Origin of the sequence: Pseudomonas sp. Irchel s3h17, assembly GCF_900187505.1 — a bacterium.
GTDB lineage: Bacteria > Pseudomonadota > Gammaproteobacteria > Pseudomonadales > Pseudomonadaceae > Aquipseudomonas.
In genome coordinates, this window is record NZ_FYDL01000010.1 from 88,370 (window position 1) to 104,259 (window position 15,890).

The following is a 15,890-nucleotide window of genomic DNA, read 5'->3' on the forward strand; positions in this document are numbered from 1 at the left end:
GTACAAGGCCTGTGACACTTTGTACCGCTTGTGGCACAGCCTGTGACTGGCAGGTCGGGCCGGCATTGCAATACGGGTGAGGCTGGAGGATGCTGGGCGTCACCTCACACAAGGCCTTCCAGCCCCGGGGAGAACAATAAGAAATGCACGACAATCATTTGAGTCGCCATGCCCGGCAAGTCCTGACGGTCACTCAAGGCAAGCACCAGTTGCATGGGCCGGGCAGTGATCCGTCCATTGCCCGTTCGTGGCTGCGTTGCCTTGAGGACTATCACCTCGACCCGGCCCTGACCATGGCGCCGACGGTGCTTGAACACGGTCGCGTGCTTGAGAGTCGTGAACGCCTGCAGCAAGTGCTGCACATCGCCGGCGGCGAAATGACCAGCCTGCATCAGCAATTGTCCGGGGCCGGCCACGCGGTGCTCCTGACCGACGCCCGCGGAGTCATCCTCAACTGCGTCACGGCGCCCGCCGAACGCAAGATCTTCGAGCGCGCCGGTCTCTGGCTGGGCGCCGACTGGAGTGAGGCCTGCGAAGGCACCAATGGCATCGGCACCTGCCTGGTGGAGCGCCAGGCGCTGACCATTCACCAGGATGAACACTTTCGCGGTCGCCATACGGGGCTGACCTGCTCGGCGAGCCCGGTGTTCGACCCCCATGGCGAACTTCTGGCGGTGCTCGACGTGTCGTCGGCGCGCCACGATGTCTCGCGGCAGAGCCAGTTCCACACCATGGCGCTGGTCAACCTCTCGGCGAAGATGATCGAGAGCTGCTACTTCCTGCGCTATTTCGACAATCAATGGTTGTTGCGTTTTCACCTGCAAGCCGAATCCGTGGGGCTGTTCAGTGAAGGGTTGCTGGCGTTCGATGGGGAAGGGCGGATCAGCGCGGTCAACCAGAGTGCGCTGAACCTGTTGGGGCATATTCGCGGCGGGCTGCTGGGCAAGCCGGTGGAGGCGTTTTTCGACTGCTCACTGGATGACCTGTTGGGCCGGGCGAGCGCCAATGCCAGTGCCAGTTGGCCGTTGCGTACCCGCGACGGGCGGCATCTGTTTGCCGTGGTGCGGGGCCAGGCGCGCCGTGCTCCGGTGCCGGTGATGCCGGCAGCGGTGGCCCCCGAACGTTCGGCGTTGTCGGGTATTTGTCTGGGCGACGAAGGCTTGCAGACGGACTTTCGCAGAGCCTTGCGGGTGTTTGAGCGCGATGTGCCGCTGCTAATCAATGGCGAAACCGGCTCCGGCAAGGAAGCGTTCGCCAAGGCCGTGCATCAGGCCAGTCAGCGTGCCGAAAAAGCCTTCGTCGCCCTCAACTGTGCGGCGATCCCTGAAAGCCTGATCGAGAGCGAACTGTTCGGTTATCGCGGCGGCAGCTTTACCGGTGCACGCAAAGAGGGCATGCGCGGCAAGTTGCAGCAGGCCGATGGCGGTACCTTGTTCCTCGATGAAATCGGCGACATGCCCCTGGCCTTGCAGACCCGGTTGTTACGGGTGCTGGAAGATCGCCAGGTGGTCCCGATCGGGGGGGAGCCGGAACCGGTCAATGTGCGGATCATCAGTGCGACCCACCGGGATCTGCTGGGGCGGGTGCAGGACGGCAGCTTCCGTGAAGATTTGTATTACCGGCTCAATGGACTGGAAGTCGCGCTACCGGCATTGCGTGACCGAACGGACAAATCCCTGTTGCTCGATTTCCTGCTGGCCGAAGAAGCAGGGGGAGAAGGGGTCGTGATCGAGGCGTCGGCGCGTCAGGCCCTGCTGGGATTTGACTGGCCGGGCAACGTGCGTCAGCTGCGCAACGTGTTAAGGACCTTGGCGGCCTTGTGTGAGGACGGGCGAATCAGGGTGGAGGACTTGCCGGCAATCATCCGTCAGGCCCGCCCCGTGGTGGCGCTGGTCGCCGAGGCGATGTCGGAGCATCCACTGGACGATGCCGAACGCCTGGCCCTGCTCAATGCCCTGGAGCAACAGCGCTGGCACATGACCCACACCGCCGAACAGCTGGGGGTCAGCCGTAACACCCTCTATAGAAAGCTGCGCAAGCACGGGATTACGCGGTAGAGAGTACGGCCTTGAATAACACTGAGCGACAGTTGCTCAGCGAAAGAATATGTCCGGGAGGTCATCAAATAGATCATCGTCAAAGTCCATGGCCTTCTGATACTCCCTTTGCGCCTTGAGCCAGGCTTTCAGGGTTTTGGGATCCTTCAGTTCTTCACACAGGATGCTCAGCTCTTCGGTGTCGATGAGTAGCGTATTGAGTTGATATTGGTACTTGCCAGACAGATTCCGAGGAGTCACCTCATCGAACGGATCGAGGTTGAATTGCTGTTTGAACGCCCGCTCCTGGGCAATCACCTCCTGCTGCAACTCGTTGAGCTGTTCGGTGAGTACCTGGTTGTAGTGCTTGAGCCGGTCGGCGGAAAGTGTGCCGAGGGTGTCCGCGTCGATGTGCTCTATTTCCAACTGCAGGTGCAATAGTTCAAGCAGGTTCCGTTCGCTATAAGCGTGGTTGACACGTTGCATCAGTACGGTCTTGCGTTCGCGCTCGTCGGGATCGGTTTCTCGGTCAGGGTGTAGGGCACTGGCCAGCTTGCGGTAAACTTCGCGCACCGATTGGCTGGCTTGGGCGGCCTCTGCTTCCTCGCGCAGTTGGCGCGCGGTTTTTTTACCCGGTTTTTGTTGCTGTGCCGTTTGCTCGGCTTGTTGTCGCTCGTAGATTTTTTGCGCAATGTCATCAGCAGACTGCATGTCGATATCGTTGTCCAGCTCAACGCCGAACATCTCTTGCAGTCCCTGCATGAATAGCTCGTCTTCTTCACGTTCATCGGCATCGAAGTCACGGCCGCTGTGTTTGTTGTACAGCGCTTTGAGGATGGCCTCTTGCTCATCGTTGCAACTGTCGCTATCGATCAATGAGAAGGCTTGGGAGCAAATCTCCTGAGTCAATGTCTTGCGATCGGCTTTCGAGAGCTTGGTCCGTTCGCTGAGGTCATCAAGGACATGCACGAGCTCAAGAGTCTGTTGATGAAGTTTGTCGAGTTGGGGGGTGAACTCAGAGTGCCAGCGTTCGATATAAAGCGGGGTTGAGGTTTCCCATGCCTGGAGAATCGGCCTCTGTTTTTCGATTTTCTTGACAAGCCCGTTGAATTTTCGTTGCCCGGCGGACAGTTTTTTAATTCCTGAGTCAGGAGCGATGCTGAGCTGAGTAGTGTTGTTATTCATGAGAGGGCTCAAGGTGATCTACCCCAAGGTAGAGGCGGTATGATCGCGGCTGATCATGCCAAAGGTGTTGCCATTTAGCGCGGGACGATTCTGAATGTTGTATAGCGTGATGGGAAGCCATCGTCGAGCCGCCTAAACACAAGGTGCGATTTTTGGCCCTCTACGCTAACCTGCCTCGATGTTTTACGAGGTTGACTATGCACATTCATATTCTGGGTATCTGCGGCACTTTCATGGGTTCGATGGCGGTTCTGGCCAAAGAGCTGGGCCATCGTGTGACCGGCTCCGACGCCAACGTCTATCCGCCGATGAGCACTCAGCTGGAGGCTCAGGGTATTGAGCTGACGCAAGGCTACGATCCGGCCCAACTCGATCCGGCACCGGACCTTGTGGTGATCGGCAACGCCATGTCCCGCGGCAACCCGGCGGTCGAATACGTGTTGAACAAAGGTTTGCCTTACGTCTCCGGCCCGCAATGGCTAGCCGACCATGTGCTGCAAGGGCGCTGGGTACTCGCCGTCGCCGGTACCCACGGCAAGACCACCACCAGCAGCATGCTCGCCTGGGTGCTGGAGCACGCGGGCATGAGCCCGGGTTTCCTGATCGGTGGCGTGCCGCAGAATTTCTCGGTGTCGGCCCGCCTGGGCGACACGCCATTCTTCGTGATCGAAGCCGACGAATACGACAGCGCCTTCTTCGACAAACGCTCGAAGTTCGTGCACTACCGCCCGCGGACCGCGATCCTCAATAACCTTGAGTTCGATCACGCCGACATTTTCCCCGATCTGCCGGCCATCGAGCGGCAGTTCCACCATCTGGTACGGACCATCCCGAGTGAAGGCCTGGTGATTCACCCGACCACCGAGCCGGCTTTGCAGCGGGTGATCGAGATGGGCTGCTGGACCCCGGTGCAAACCACGGGGGTGGGCGGGCAGTGGCAGGTCAAGTTGTTGAGTGAAGATGGCTCCCGTTTCGAAGTGCTGTTCGAAGGCGTCGCGCAAGGTGTGGTCGACTGGGACATGACCGGTCAGCACAACGTGGCCAACGCCCTGGCAACGCTGGCGGCCGCTCGTCATGTGGGCGTGGTTCCGGCCATGGGCATCGCGGCATTGAGCGCGTTCAAAAGCGTGAAGCGCCGGATGGAAGTCGTGGCGCAGGTTAACGGCATTACCATTTACGATGACTTTGCCCACCACCCGACCGCCATCGCCACCACCCTCGACGGCCTGCGCAAACGCATTGGCGACGCGCCGTTGATCGCGATCATCGAGCCGCGCTCCAACTCGATGAAGCTCGGTGCACACCGTGACGGTTTGCCGGAAAGCGTGGTCGATGCCGATCAGGTGATCTGGTATGCCCCGGCCAACCTGGGCTGGGACCTGGCCGGTACCGCCGCGCAGTGCACGGTGCCCTCGATCGTCAGCGATTCACTGGAAGGCATCATCGAGCGGGTCAAGGGCCAGGCCCGGCCAGGCACGCATGTGGTGATCATGAGCAACGGCGGCTTCGGCGGCCTGCACGGCAAACTGGCCGAGGCGCTTAAATGAACAACGGTCCGGACCGCGTCACGCTGGCCATGACCGGCGCCTCTGGCGCCCAGTACGGCTTGCGGCTGCTTGACTGCCTGGTGCGCGAAGACCGGGAGGTGCATTTCCTGATCTCCAAGGCCGCGCAACTGGTGATGGCCACCGAGACCGATGTCACGCTGCCGGCCAAGCCGCAAATGATGCAGGCCTTCCTCACCGAGTACACCGGTGCGGTGGCCGGGCAGATTCGGGTCTACGGCAAGGAAGACTGGATGTCGCCGGTGGCCTCGGGCTCTGGCTCGCCAGCGGCGATGGTGGTGGTGCCGTGTTCCACCGGGACGTTATCGGCAATCGCGATGGGCGCCTGCAACAACCTGATCGAGCGCGCCGCCGACGTGACGTTGAAAGAGCGTCGGCAGTTGATTCTGGTGCCGCGCGAGGCACCGTATTCCAGTATTCACCTGGAAAACATGCTCAAACTGTCGAACATGGGCGTGACCATTCTTCCCGCGTCACCGGGTTTCTATCACCAGCCACAGACCATCGATGACCTGGTGGATTTTGTCGTCGCGCGGATTCTCAACGTGCTGAACATCCCGCAAGACATGCTGCCACGCTGGGGCGAGCACCATCTCAGCAGCGATGAATAAGCTGCTGGTGATCCTGCTGGCATTGCAACTGGCCGGCTGCGCCACCGTGCGCACCCTGGACGCCGCCAAGCCGGGAGCGCCGCTGGTGTACTCCGGAACCCGGCTCGATCTGTATGTGATGCAGGGCGGATGTTGCGCGATGGACCGGTTTGGTGCTGAAGCGCCGAGCTATCCAGGCCTTGATTTGCCGGCCAGCGCACTGCTCGACACATTGCTGTTGCCGTTGTCGCTCTTGACGGTGCTGGGCGTTGGGTTTCAGGCGACGGGCGGGTTGTAGCGGTCAGCCCGGTTCCTTGATACATGGCCTGTGGCTTGCTCGCGCTGGGCTGCGCAGCCGCCCAAAAAAGGGTCGCCGAGGTTCATCTGAAAGACAGTAATCATCTTGTTGGGGGGGCGCTGTGCAGCCCAGCGGGAGCAAGCTCCCTCGCCACAGGGACGGTGTTGGTCTGCGAAATTACTTGCCTAACTTGCGCAACTCATCCGATTCGACAATCCGCACGCCATCCTGTTCTTCCAGTGCCAGGCGCCACATGGCGCGGGCCAGTTGGCAGGCTTCGATACCATGGTATTTGCCGGGAAGCAGCCGCGACAACGGGCCGGCCACTTTCTCGGCCAGGCGTGGCTCCAGGCGTTCGCCCAGCAGCAGGGAAGGCCGGCAGATGGTCAGTTGTGGCCAGTCCTGGGCGCGCAGGGCCTGCTCCATTTCACCTTTGACGCGGTTGTAGAACACCGATGATTTCGGGTCGGCCCCCAAGGCGCTGATCACGATCAGGTGCCGTGCGCCCATTTCGCGCGCCCGTTTGGCGAAGGCCACCACCATGTCCAGGTCGACGGCGCGGAAGGCCTGCTCGGAGCCGGCCTTCTTGATGGTCGTGCCCAGGCAGCAGTAGGCGGTATCCACCCGCCCGCTGAGCTGTGGCAGGAACACCGTCGGCTCGCCGACCGGGTTTTCAAGGTGGGGATGTTCTGCCAGTGGCCGGCGTGACGGTGCCAGCACGCGGCTGACAGTCGGTTCACTGAGCAGGCGATCGAGCAAATGTTCACCGGTCAGGCCGGTGGCTCCAGCGAGGAGTATGTGCTGAGGCGTCAAGTACATAGTGTTTCTCCCTTGATACTGTTCAGCTTAGTTGCTCTTTGTTTCCTTGCTGTCCGAGGCGGCACTTTGCAGGGCTTTTCTTGCTTGTTGCTTGCGCAGGGCTTGCCAGCGCGCTAGAACGCCCTTGGGCGCCCAGATTTGTGGTTCGGAGGCTTCGAAGCTGTCCGCCAGCTCGCGCTCGGCGACTGCTGCCTTGGCCAGCTTGAACGCTTGCTCCAGATCGTCGCTCTGGTTCAGGGCCTGGGCGAACAGGGCATCGCCGAAGTAAGTGAAGTCCGCTTCCTCCGAGCAGCCGAAGGACACCCGATCGGCGCGGGAGGCGGTCATGATCAGGGTGCGTTCGTCTTTGAGCGCCGGGATGAAACCGCCGGAATAGCAGGCGGAAATCACGATGATCTTGTCGCGGTTTTTCAGCGGGGCCAGCACGCTGGCCAACTCATCGGCCGGCAGGTCGGCCAGTTCCATTCGGGGTTGGTCGAGTACCAGTTCGTGTTCTTGAGTGCCATGACTGGTCAGGTAGATGAACAGCAAGTCTTCCGGTCCGCTGCGTTCGGCCAGGGTCAGGGCGGCGCGGCGCAGGTTCTCGCGGGTGGCCATCGGCCGGTCACCGAGGTGTTCGCGATGATTGACCAGGCGGATCTGGCCGTAGGCGCCGAAGCGGCTGGCGAGCATGTTGCTGACGTAGTCGGACTCACGCAGGAACACGCTCTGCTTGCCATCGCCGCCCAGTGTCAGGCTGTACAGCTCGATCGCGGGTGTTGAGGCCGGCACATTGGCCAGTGCCGCTTCGAGCAGCCGTCCTTGCGCGAGCAGTCCCAGTTCGAGGGTGTCGGGCAGCAATTTGCCATCGGCATCGCGTACGCGTTGACCGTTGATCCACTCACCGCTTTGCACTGTGCCATCGGTCAGCACCAGGGTGCCATGCCCCTGATAACTGTCATTGTCGAACTGGCCGATGTAAAAACTGCCGTCGGCCAGGTTCAGGCGGCCTTGCCCAGTGAAGCGCCAGTCGCTGAAGTGGCCGATATAGTGGCTGTTGTCAGCGCCGATCAGCTCGCCCTTGCCATTGAGCGCGCCTTCCTTGAATTGGCCGATCCAGACATCGCCGTCGGCATTTTCGTAGCGGCCCTTGCCATGTAGCTGATTCTGTTTGAAACCGCCGACATAGGCGTCGCCTTCGGCGCTGCTGAAGGTGCCGTTGCCGTCCAGTTGACCCTCGACGAAGTGCCCGCTGAACTGATTGCCGCTGACATCGCTGCGCTGGCCTTCGCCATTGGGCTTGCCATGGGCGAACTGGCCCTGGTACTGGCTGCCGTCTTCGAGTTCCAGTCGCCCGAGGCCGGAATACTGATCGGCCTTGAACTCGCCGCGATAGGTCATGCCGCTTTCCTTGAGCGTGCCTTCACCCTCGCGTCGGCCCAACTTGAAACCGCCGGTGTAGCTGTTGTCATGGGTAGTCAGCATGCCCTGGCCATGGAACAGGCCCTGGTGGAAGCCACCGCGATAGACCTCGCCGTTGCTGCCGTGCCATTCGCCCTGGCCATGCCACTGGCCCTTGTCGAATTGGCCGGCGTACCAGGCGCCGTTCGGGTAGTCGATGCGACCCTCGCCTTGCAGCAACCCATTGACCAGATCGCCCCGATACCGACCGCCATCGGGCAGGCGTGCGTCAGGCGGCAACAGCGATTCGCCGTCGCCGCATGCGGTGAGCAACAGGGTCAGTGCAAGAGGTGCAAGTGAGCGCATAGCAGGATCCGGGCAATTAGGCGACCGAGTATGCCGCAGCTATGTGTCTGATATATAGAGACGCGGTGCGAAACAGCTACAGCCGCCTCGCACCCGACAAGGGTTACACGAACGCCAGCGACAGCGATTCAGCGACGTACGCCGGTTTTTCCTGACCTTCGATTTCCAGCGTGGCGATGGCCTTGAGCAGCCACTGGCCGGGTTTCTTCTCGGTCACTTCTCCCAGCTCGACCTTGAGGCGAACCCTGGAATTGACTTTCACCGGTTGGATGAAACGCACGCTGTCCAGGCCGTAGTTGACTAACATCTTCGCGCCTTGCGGCAGGATGAGGATGTCTTCCATCAGTTTCGGAATCAGTGACAGCGACAGGAAACCGTGGGCAATTGTGCCGCCAAACGGGGTCTGTGCTGCCTTGACCGGATCAACGTGGATGAACTGAAAATCGCCTGTGGCTTCAGCGAACAGGTTGATGCGTTCCTGATCGATGGTGAGCCATTCGGAACGTCCGAGTTCCTTGCCGACATAATCATTGAGCTCTGCAACTGGAACATAGGGCATTGAGACTCTCCTTGAGTTCATCACTTTTGTAGTTTTTGAGTGGGGGTCGGGCCCCGAACAACCACTTTAGATCATCATGGCGGTTTGTTCCGGTCAAGCTTCCATACCTTTGGCGAATACCCATGCATAGCAGATGCCATGCTTATAATGTCCGGCCCGCTTGTGGGGGGACAAGTTTTGCTGGAGATGTCGAATGTTGCTTCGCGGCCTGACCTGGCTGGTGCTGTTTCAGTTGCTCGGCACTGCCATCAACCATCTGTTTGTGCCGGTGTTGCCGGGGCCGATTGTCGGTCTGCTGCTGTTGCTGGTGTTCTTGATCATCCGCGGTGAAGTGGGCGAGCCGTTGAACCTGGCGGCCGGGAGCCTGCTGCGTTACTTGCCACTGCTGCTGGTACCGCCGGCCGTGGGTGTGATGGTGTATGCGGCCGATATCGCCGCCGATTTCTGGGCCATCGTTGGCGCACTGGTCCTGTCGCTGCTGTTGTCCATGGCCTTTGCTGGCGTGCTGATGCAACGCATGGTCAAGCGTCAGGCGCAGCGGGGGAACAGGCCATGATGATGGATTGGCAAGGTGCATTGGCGGCGGTCATTCATCACCCATTGTTCGGCATCGGGATTACCCTGGGGGCCTATCAACTGGTGCTGGCGGCATTCGAGAAAACCCGCTGGATCTTTCTGCAGCCGGTGCTGGTCTCGATGCTGCTGGTGATCGGCGTGCTGCTCGCCTGTGGGTTGACCTACGCCGAGTACCGTAAAAGTACGGAAATCCTCAGCATCCTGCTGGGACCGGCGACCGTTGCGCTGGCGGTACCGCTCTATCTTAATCTGCGGCGGATTCGCCAACTGTTCTGGCCAGTGTTTACTACGCTGGTGATAGGTGGCGTGGTCGCCACCGGCATGGGGGTGTTGCTGGGCTGGTGGTTTGGCGCCGAGCACATGATCCTGATGACCATGGCGCCGAAGTCGGTGACCTCGCCGATCGCAATGCTGGTGGCCGAACAGATTGGCGGGGTAGCGGCGTTGGCCGCGGTGTTCGTATTGATTACCGGGGTGATCGGGGCGATTTTCGGTCCGGCCCTTTTGACCCGGCTGGGTGTCCATGGGCCCGAGGCGCGTGGCATGGCGCTAGGCATGACCGCCCATGCGGTCGGCACTTCGGTGGCCTTGCAGGAAAGTGAAGAGTGCGGTGCATTTGCCGCGTTGGCGATGAGCCTGATGGGCGTGGCCACGGCAGTGCTCCTGCCGTTGGCGGTGTCGATGGTGGTTTAAGGAAATCTTTATGAGTCTGGCGCTTTTCCCTCTGAACACGGTGCTGTTCCCTGGTTGCACCCTCGATTTGCAGATTTTCGAGGCGCGCTACCTGGACATGATTGGCCGCTGCATGAAACAGGGCGAAGGCTTTGGCGTGGTGTGCATCCTGGAGGGCGAGGAAGTCGGTGCTGCCGCCAGCGGCTGTGCGGTTTTCGGATGCGAGGCGCGGATCACCGATTTCACCCAGCAGGACAATGGTTTGTTGGGGATTCGTGTGCAGGGCGGGCGACGCTTTCATGTGCTGGGGGCCGACGTCCGCCAGGATCAGTTGATCGTCGCAGACGTCGAGTGGCTGGAAGAGGCGCCTGAACAATCGTTGCAGGATGACGATTCCGACTTGATCGCCTTGCTCAGGGCATTGGCCGAACACCCGATGGTCGAGGCCCTGAACATGGGCGGCGAGGTTTCAGGTCGGCAATCGCTGGCCAATCAGTTGGCCTATCTGCTGCCGTTTTCGGAGCTGGACAAGATTGACTTGCTGCAACTCGACGACCCGCAGCAACGCCTGGATGCGATTCAGGCGTTGCTGGATAAATTGCAGGGAGAGTTGTTTGTCTGATGTTGTGTCAGTAGGCATACCGCGCCATCGCATGGGGCAAATGCCACAACGCGAAAAAACCGAACAATGCCACCATCGTTGGCACTACCAGCCACCAGGCTTTTGCCGGCATCGCCTTCAGTGGTGTCTGGCGTTGACTCAGCCACAGGCTGGCGGCGCAGACACAGGCTGCCAGCATGGCGCCAGCCAGCACGTCGGTCGGCCAGTGGGCCCCCAGATAAACACGCGACAAGGCAATCGTCAGGGCTGGCAAGCAACCAAGCAGTAGCCAGGTCAGGCGCATCCGCTGCGGTTGGCCGCGACCGGCCAGCACGGCCAGCGTCAGGAACAGCGCAAACGAGCCTGAGGCGTGGCCGCTGGGCATGCTGTAGCTGGTCAGCGGGTCGCTCAGCACTTCCGGGCGCACGCGGGCAAGCAGGTGCTTGGTGCCGGTATTGGCCAGCGCGGTGATCAGCAGGGTGGCGCCGGCGAAGACCATGTGTCGCCATTGTCGAGTGACCAACAGCAGGATCGTCAGTGCCGCGCTGATCACCAGCATGTGCTTGAACTCACCGAGCTGGGTGAACATCACCGCCAGTTCATCCAGCAAGGGGCTGCGGTGTTCCTGGACCAGTGTCATCAAGCCCTGGTCGAAGGCCGTGAGGTGCGAGTAGCCGATGAACAGCCCGCCCAGTATCACCAGGCTGAGGCCGGAAATCAGCAGGGTGGCCCGGCGATGGCTGCGCAAGCTGCTGTTGATGCTCAGGCCGATCAATACCGCAATGCTGCCGACCACCAGCCCGGCCTGGGGCCAGAATCCTTCGGGCAGCGGCAGGCGAATGGCGGCTCCCGTGGCCCAGCCCGGCAACAGGTACGCCACTGCCCAACCCGCGCCGGCGAGCAGGCTCACCGCAAAAAAGCGCGGGAAGGGCATGTCGAACATCCCGGCTACCATGGGCAGCATCGGCCGCAATGGCCCGATAAAGCGCCCGACCAGCAGGCTGGCGATCCCGTAGCGCTGGAAATAGGCTTCGGCGCTGCCGATCCACTCGGGGTGGTGGCGCAGTCCGGGCAGGCGGCGGATGTTCTGGTGGAAGTGCCGCCCCAGGAAGTACGACACCACGTCACCCAGCATGCCGCCGAGAAAGCCCAGTAGCAGGGTTTCGCCCAATGACAGGGCGCCACTGCCGGCCAGGACCGCCACGGCAAACAGCAGCACGGTGCCGGGTACGATCAGGCCGGCAATCGCCAGGCACTCGACACAGGCGACGATGAATACCGCCGCCGCCAGCCATTGCGGGTTTGCCGTCAACCAGACGGTCACGCTATCGAGCCAAGGGCCCATAAAGACAACTCCATTGTTTTTCGTTAGTCCGCAGGGCGGTGGTTCAGATCAGCAAATAGTCGCGGCCTTCGACCTGGCCCCGGCGCAGAGGGTTCCGCGAGCAGTAGGGGGCGTAGGCACTGTCGACGAAGCGGTACATCAGGTGTTCGTCACGGCCATGGGGGATGCCCAGGCGCGTGGTCTGGATGACGCGATTGGGCGGCCTGCCGATGTCTTCGACAAACAGCACTTCATGATCGAAGCGCTTGGCATCCCAGATCGGTACCTTCAACCCCAGCGCCTTGCATAGCAGCGTCTGGCCGGCGCAGAGCTTTTGCGATGCGCGTGGCCGGCCATTGGCATCGGGGTTGTTGAGCAGCATCTGGGCCAGGCTCGCCGGCCCGGATACGTCATCGACCCAAGGGTAGGCCGACTTGATCAGCACCGCATTGCCCGGCCCGTGAGCGCTGAAGTTCAGTGAGTCACCGCCCCGGGCGTAATACATATAGATGTGGCCTCCATCCAGAAACAAAGCCTTACGCTTTTCTGTATAGCCGAGGGAGGCGTGGCTGCCCTTTTCATCACAGTAATAGGCTTCTGTCTCGATAATGCGCGCCGAAAGCCATAGATCGCCAACCCGATGACGAATCACTTTGCCCAGCAGTTCACAGGCCAGTAGCTGGGCATCGCGGTTGAAAAAGCTGTCGGGCAGGGCTTTTGGCGGCTTCGGAGTGCTCGGCTTGGGCATGGGGGCAGCGTTATAGAGACCAAATATGACGTTATGATAACAACGACGGCCTTTATCGAGGCTGAATGCTGTCTATTTTGACCATCCGCCCGTCACCGCTGTTAGTAGGCGGGCGCGGCAGCTATAATCTTCCGTTTCCTCTTTGCCAAGACCACACCAGACCATGACTGAGTCCGTTCTTGACTACATGACCCGTTTGGGTCGCGCTGCCCGCGACGCTTCCCGCGTGATCGGCCGCGCCAGTACCGGGCAGAAAAACCGTGCCCTGCTGGCGGCCGCCAACGCGCTGGATGCCGCTCGCGACGAGTTGACCGCCGCCAATGAACTTGACCTGGCCGCTGGCCGGGCCAATGGGCTTGAGCCGGCCATGCTCGAACGTCTGGCCCTGACCCCGGCACGCATCGACGGCATGATCGTCGGTTTGCGCCAGGTGGCGGCGTTGCCCGACCCGGTAGGCTCGATCCGCGACATGAGTTATCGGCCGTCAGGTATCCAGGTCGGCAAGATGCGCGTGCCCCTGGGTGTGGTCGGGATCATCTATGAGTCGCGGCCGAACGTGACCATCGATGCCGCGAGCCTGTGCCTGAAGTCGGGTAACGCGACCATCCTGCGCGGTGGTTCCGAGGCGATTCACTCCAACCGTGCCATTGCCGCCTGCATTCAGCGCGGCCTGGCCGAGGCCGGCTTGCCGGCGGCCGTGGTGCAAGTGGTCGAAACCACCGACCGCGCCGCCGTTGGCGCGCTGATCACCATGCCCGAGTATGTCGATGTGATCGTGCCGCGCGGCGGCAAGGGCCTGATCGAACGCGTCAGCCGCGATGCCCGCGTGCCGGTGATCAAGCACCTGGACGGCATCTGCCATGTCTACGTCAGTGCTCACGCCGAGCTGGCGAAGGCCCAGCGCATTGCGTTCAATGCCAAGACGTACCGCTACGGCATCTGCGGCGCCATGGAAACCCTGCTGGTCGACCAGGCGGTCGCCAAGGACTTCCTGCCGGCCATGGCTGCCCAGTTCCGCGAAAAAGGCGTTGAACTGCGTGGCTGCGAGCGTACCCGCGGCATCATCGACGCCGTGGCGGCGACCGAGGAAGACTGGAGCACCGAATACCTGGCGCCGATTTTGTCGATCCTGGTGGTCGATGGCCTGGACCAGGCAATTGAACACATCAACCATTACGGCTCGCACCACACCGACTCGATTGTCAGCGAACACCAGGGCGAAGCCCGGCGTTTCGTGGCTGAAGTCGACTCGGCCTCGGTGATGATCAACACGCCAACGTGCTTTGCCGATGGATTCGAATACGGATTGGGTGCCGAGATTGGCATTTCTACTGATAAGCTGCACGCCCGCGGCCCGGTGGGTCTCGAAGGTCTGACCTGCGAGAAGTACATTGTGGTCGGTGATGGCCAGTTGCGCGGTCAGGAGTCGGTCTGACTTGGGCGACCTCGGCAAAAGCGCCGCTGCGACTGCCCTCGAACCTCGGCCTCGGCGCATTGGTGTCTTGGGCGGGACCTTCGATCCGGTGCACGTTGGCCATTTGCGCGGTGCGCTGGAAGTGGCCGAGTCATTGACGCTCGATGAGGTGCGCCTGACGCCCAGCGCCAGGCCGCCACATCGGGATACGCCGCAGGTATCGGCGCTTGACCGTCTGGCGATGGTCGAATGCGCGGTAGTTGGGGTTGCACCGTTGAAGGTGGACGACCGCGAGCTCAAGCGCGACAAACCGTCCTACACTATCGACACCCTGGAGCTGATGCGCGCGGAACTCGCCGCTGACGACCAGTTGTTTCTGCTTTTGGGCTGGGACGCATTTTGCGGCCTGCCCACTTGGCACCGCTGGGAAGAGTTGCTCCAGCATTGCCACATCCTGGTGCTGCAACGCCCGGATGCCGACAGCGAACCGCCGGATGCCTTGCGCAACCTGCTGGCAGCGCGCTCGGTGAGCGACCCGCTGGCCCTTGATGGGCCGAGTGGACAGATTGCATTCGTCTGGCAGACACCGCTCGCGGTATCCGCCACCCAGATCCGTCAACTGCTGGCCAGCGGTAAGTCGGTACGTTTCCTGGTGCCCGACGCGGTCCTGGCCTACATCGATGCGCACGGGCTTTACCGTGCGTCGAACTGAATAGGAGTGCTTCAAGGCACGTGGCAACAACGTGTATTGAAGCGCCCGAACATACGAGCAAAACGAGTTTTATATGACTGACAAAGACGTAACTAAAGTAAAGCGCAAAGGCACGTTCAAGAGCGCCCCGCTGCCAGTAGAGGCTGCCACCGGCCCGGCGCTTGTCGGCGAAGCGTTGGTCAAGGTCTCCGTGGCGGCCCTGGAAGACGTCAAGGCCCAGGACATCCTGGTGATCGACGTTCGTGAAAAGCAGAGCATCACAGACTTCATGATCATCGCGACAGGTACTTCCAACCGTCAGATCGGCGCGATGCTGGACAAAGTCCGCGAAGCGGTCAAAGCCCAGGGCGTCAAGCCGCTGGGTGAAGAAGGCAAGGGCGACAGCGACTGGGTGCTGCTGGACATGGACGATGTCATCGTGCACATGATGACCTCCAATGCCCGCCAGTTCTACGACCTGGAGCGCCTGTGGGAAGGTGCCGAGCAGAGCCGTGCCGCCGATGGCAAGCACCACAGCCCTGAAGTCGGCCACGAGCACTTCACCAAGCTCAACAAAGACCAGCAATAAGGGCTCGCTGTGCGACTGCGACTGATCGCCGTCGGTTCACGCATGCCCAAGTGGGTGGAAGAAGGCTGGCATGAATATGCCAAGCGTCTTCCTTCCGAGCTGGCGCTGGAACTGGTGGAAATACCGCTCAATACCCGTGGCAAGAATGCTGACGTGGCGCGTTTCATTCGCCAGGAAGGCGAAGCCATGCTGGCCAAGGTCGGCCCCAACGAGCGCATCGTCACCCTCGAAGTCCATGGCAAGCCGTGGAGCACGGAGCAGTTGGCCGTGGAACTCGATCGCTGGCGGCTGGACTCACGCACGGTCAACTTCATGGTCGGCGGCCCCGAGGGGCTGGCACCGGAAGTGTGTGCGCGGGCGGATCAGCGCTGGTCGTTGTCGCCACTGACCTTGCCGCACCCGCTGGTGCGGATCCTGATCGGTGAACAGCTGTATCGTGCCTGGACAGTCTTGTCCGGCCACCCTTACCACAAGTAG

Annotated in this window: 17 protein-coding genes; 11 read left to right on the plus strand and 6 right to left on the minus strand. The window is 61.3% G+C overall.

The features are described from left to right. Positions 1-143: 143 nt before the first annotated feature. Entirely contained in the window at positions 144-2,057 is a 1,914-nt protein-coding gene (locus CKW25_RS16115) for a sigma-54-dependent Fis family transcriptional regulator (protein WP_095080555.1), read from the plus strand. Positions 2,058-2,093: 36 nt separating this feature from the next. Here the strand turns inward: CKW25_RS16115 and CKW25_RS16120 are convergent, their stop codons facing one another. Then, complete coding sequence (locus tag CKW25_RS16120; protein WP_143497353.1) at positions 2,094-3,221, minus strand: molecular chaperone DnaJ; 1,128 nt, start codon at positions 3,219-3,221, stop codon at positions 2,094-2,096. 197 nt (positions 3,222-3,418) lie between these two features. Between CKW25_RS16120 and mpl the strand changes: the two genes are divergently transcribed. Genes mpl through CKW25_RS16135 form a run of 3 tightly spaced genes read left to right on the plus strand, consistent with a single transcriptional unit; the run spans position 3,419 to position 5,674 of the window. Next, positions 3,419-4,768, plus strand: a complete 1,350-nt coding sequence (gene mpl, locus CKW25_RS16125) for a UDP-N-acetylmuramate:L-alanyl-gamma-D-glutamyl-meso-diaminopimelate ligase (protein ID WP_095080562.1) — start codon at positions 3,419-3,421, stop codon at positions 4,766-4,768. Further along, positions 4,765-5,397, plus strand: a complete 633-nt coding sequence (gene ubiX, locus CKW25_RS16130) for a flavin prenyltransferase UbiX (protein WP_095080564.1) — start codon at positions 4,765-4,767, stop codon at positions 5,395-5,397. Before mpl ends, ubiX begins: the two co-directional genes overlap by 4 nt. Beyond that, complete coding sequence (locus CKW25_RS16135; protein ID WP_095080566.1) at positions 5,390-5,674, plus strand: YceK/YidQ family lipoprotein; 285 nt, start codon at positions 5,390-5,392, stop codon at positions 5,672-5,674. Before ubiX ends, CKW25_RS16135 begins: the two co-directional genes overlap by 8 nt. 177 nt (positions 5,675-5,851) lie before the next feature. Here the strand turns inward: CKW25_RS16135 and CKW25_RS16140 are convergent, their stop codons facing one another. From CKW25_RS16140 to CKW25_RS16150, 3 genes are all read right to left on the minus strand, one after another. Then, positions 5,852-6,493 (minus strand): oxidoreductase, encoded by a 642-nt coding sequence (locus CKW25_RS16140; RefSeq protein ID WP_095080567.1) that lies wholly within the window; start codon positions 6,491-6,493, stop codon positions 5,852-5,854. Positions 6,494-6,520: 27 nt separating this feature from the next. Next, positions 6,521-8,239: a C13 family peptidase gene (locus tag CKW25_RS16145; protein WP_095080569.1), complete on the minus strand. Its 1,719-nt coding sequence runs from the start codon at positions 8,237-8,239 to the stop codon at positions 6,521-6,523. Between the two features lie 103 nt (positions 8,240-8,342). Continuing rightward, complete coding sequence (locus tag CKW25_RS16150; RefSeq protein ID WP_095080571.1) at positions 8,343-8,798, minus strand: MaoC family dehydratase; 456 nt, start codon at positions 8,796-8,798, stop codon at positions 8,343-8,345. A 193-nt stretch (positions 8,799-8,991) separates the two neighbouring features. Here CKW25_RS16150 and CKW25_RS16155 point away from each other — a divergent pair, with 193 nt between their 5' ends. From CKW25_RS16155 to CKW25_RS16165, 3 genes are read left to right on the plus strand one after another with little or no spacing between them, the layout of a single operon-like run. After that, positions 8,992-9,354: a CidA/LrgA family protein gene (locus tag CKW25_RS16155; RefSeq protein ID WP_095080573.1), complete on the plus strand. Its 363-nt coding sequence runs from the start codon at positions 8,992-8,994 to the stop codon at positions 9,352-9,354. Between the two features lie 2 nt (positions 9,355-9,356). Beyond that, the gene (locus tag CKW25_RS16160) at positions 9,357-10,067 is read left to right on the plus strand and encodes an LrgB family protein (RefSeq protein ID WP_172736545.1); all 711 of its coding nucleotides are present in this window, start codon (positions 9,357-9,359) and stop codon (positions 10,065-10,067) included. Positions 10,068-10,077: 10 nt separating this feature from the next. After that, positions 10,078-10,668 (plus strand): LON peptidase substrate-binding domain-containing protein, encoded by a 591-nt coding sequence (locus CKW25_RS16165; RefSeq protein WP_095080577.1) that lies wholly within the window; start codon positions 10,078-10,080, stop codon positions 10,666-10,668. Between the two features lie 7 nt (positions 10,669-10,675). Here the strand turns inward: CKW25_RS16165 and CKW25_RS16170 are convergent, their stop codons facing one another. Together CKW25_RS16170 and CKW25_RS16175 are read right to left on the minus strand one after the other, a co-directional pair. After that, entirely contained in the window at positions 10,676-11,992 is a 1,317-nt protein-coding gene (locus CKW25_RS16170; protein ID WP_095080579.1) for a bifunctional DedA family/phosphatase PAP2 family protein, read from the minus strand. 43 nt (positions 11,993-12,035) lie between these two features. Beyond that, a complete protein-coding gene (locus CKW25_RS16175; RefSeq protein ID WP_095080581.1) occupies positions 12,036-12,719 on the minus strand; it encodes a DNA-3-methyladenine glycosylase in 684 nt (227 codons plus the stop codon). 163 nt (positions 12,720-12,882) lie between these two features. Between CKW25_RS16175 and CKW25_RS16180 the strand changes: the two genes are divergently transcribed. The 4 genes from CKW25_RS16180 to rlmH all read left to right on the plus strand — a co-directional run bounded on the left by CKW25_RS16180 (position 12,883) and on the right by rlmH (position 15,890). Beyond that, a complete protein-coding gene (locus CKW25_RS16180; RefSeq protein ID WP_095080583.1) occupies positions 12,883-14,154 on the plus strand; it encodes a glutamate-5-semialdehyde dehydrogenase in 1,272 nt (423 codons plus the stop codon). After that, the gene (gene nadD / locus CKW25_RS16185; RefSeq protein ID WP_371850655.1) at positions 14,123-14,845 is read left to right on the plus strand and encodes a nicotinate-nucleotide adenylyltransferase; all 723 of its coding nucleotides are present in this window, start codon (positions 14,123-14,125) and stop codon (positions 14,843-14,845) included. The genes CKW25_RS16180 and nadD overlap by 32 nt, the downstream gene beginning before the upstream one ends. 73 nt (positions 14,846-14,918) lie before the next feature. Continuing rightward, positions 14,919-15,413, plus strand: a complete 495-nt coding sequence (gene rsfS / locus CKW25_RS16190) for a ribosome silencing factor (protein ID WP_095080587.1) — start codon at positions 14,919-14,921, stop codon at positions 15,411-15,413. 9 nt (positions 15,414-15,422) lie between these two features. Next, positions 15,423-15,890, plus strand: a complete 468-nt coding sequence (gene rlmH, locus CKW25_RS16195) for a 23S rRNA (pseudouridine(1915)-N(3))-methyltransferase RlmH (RefSeq protein WP_003185785.1) — start codon at positions 15,423-15,425, stop codon at positions 15,888-15,890.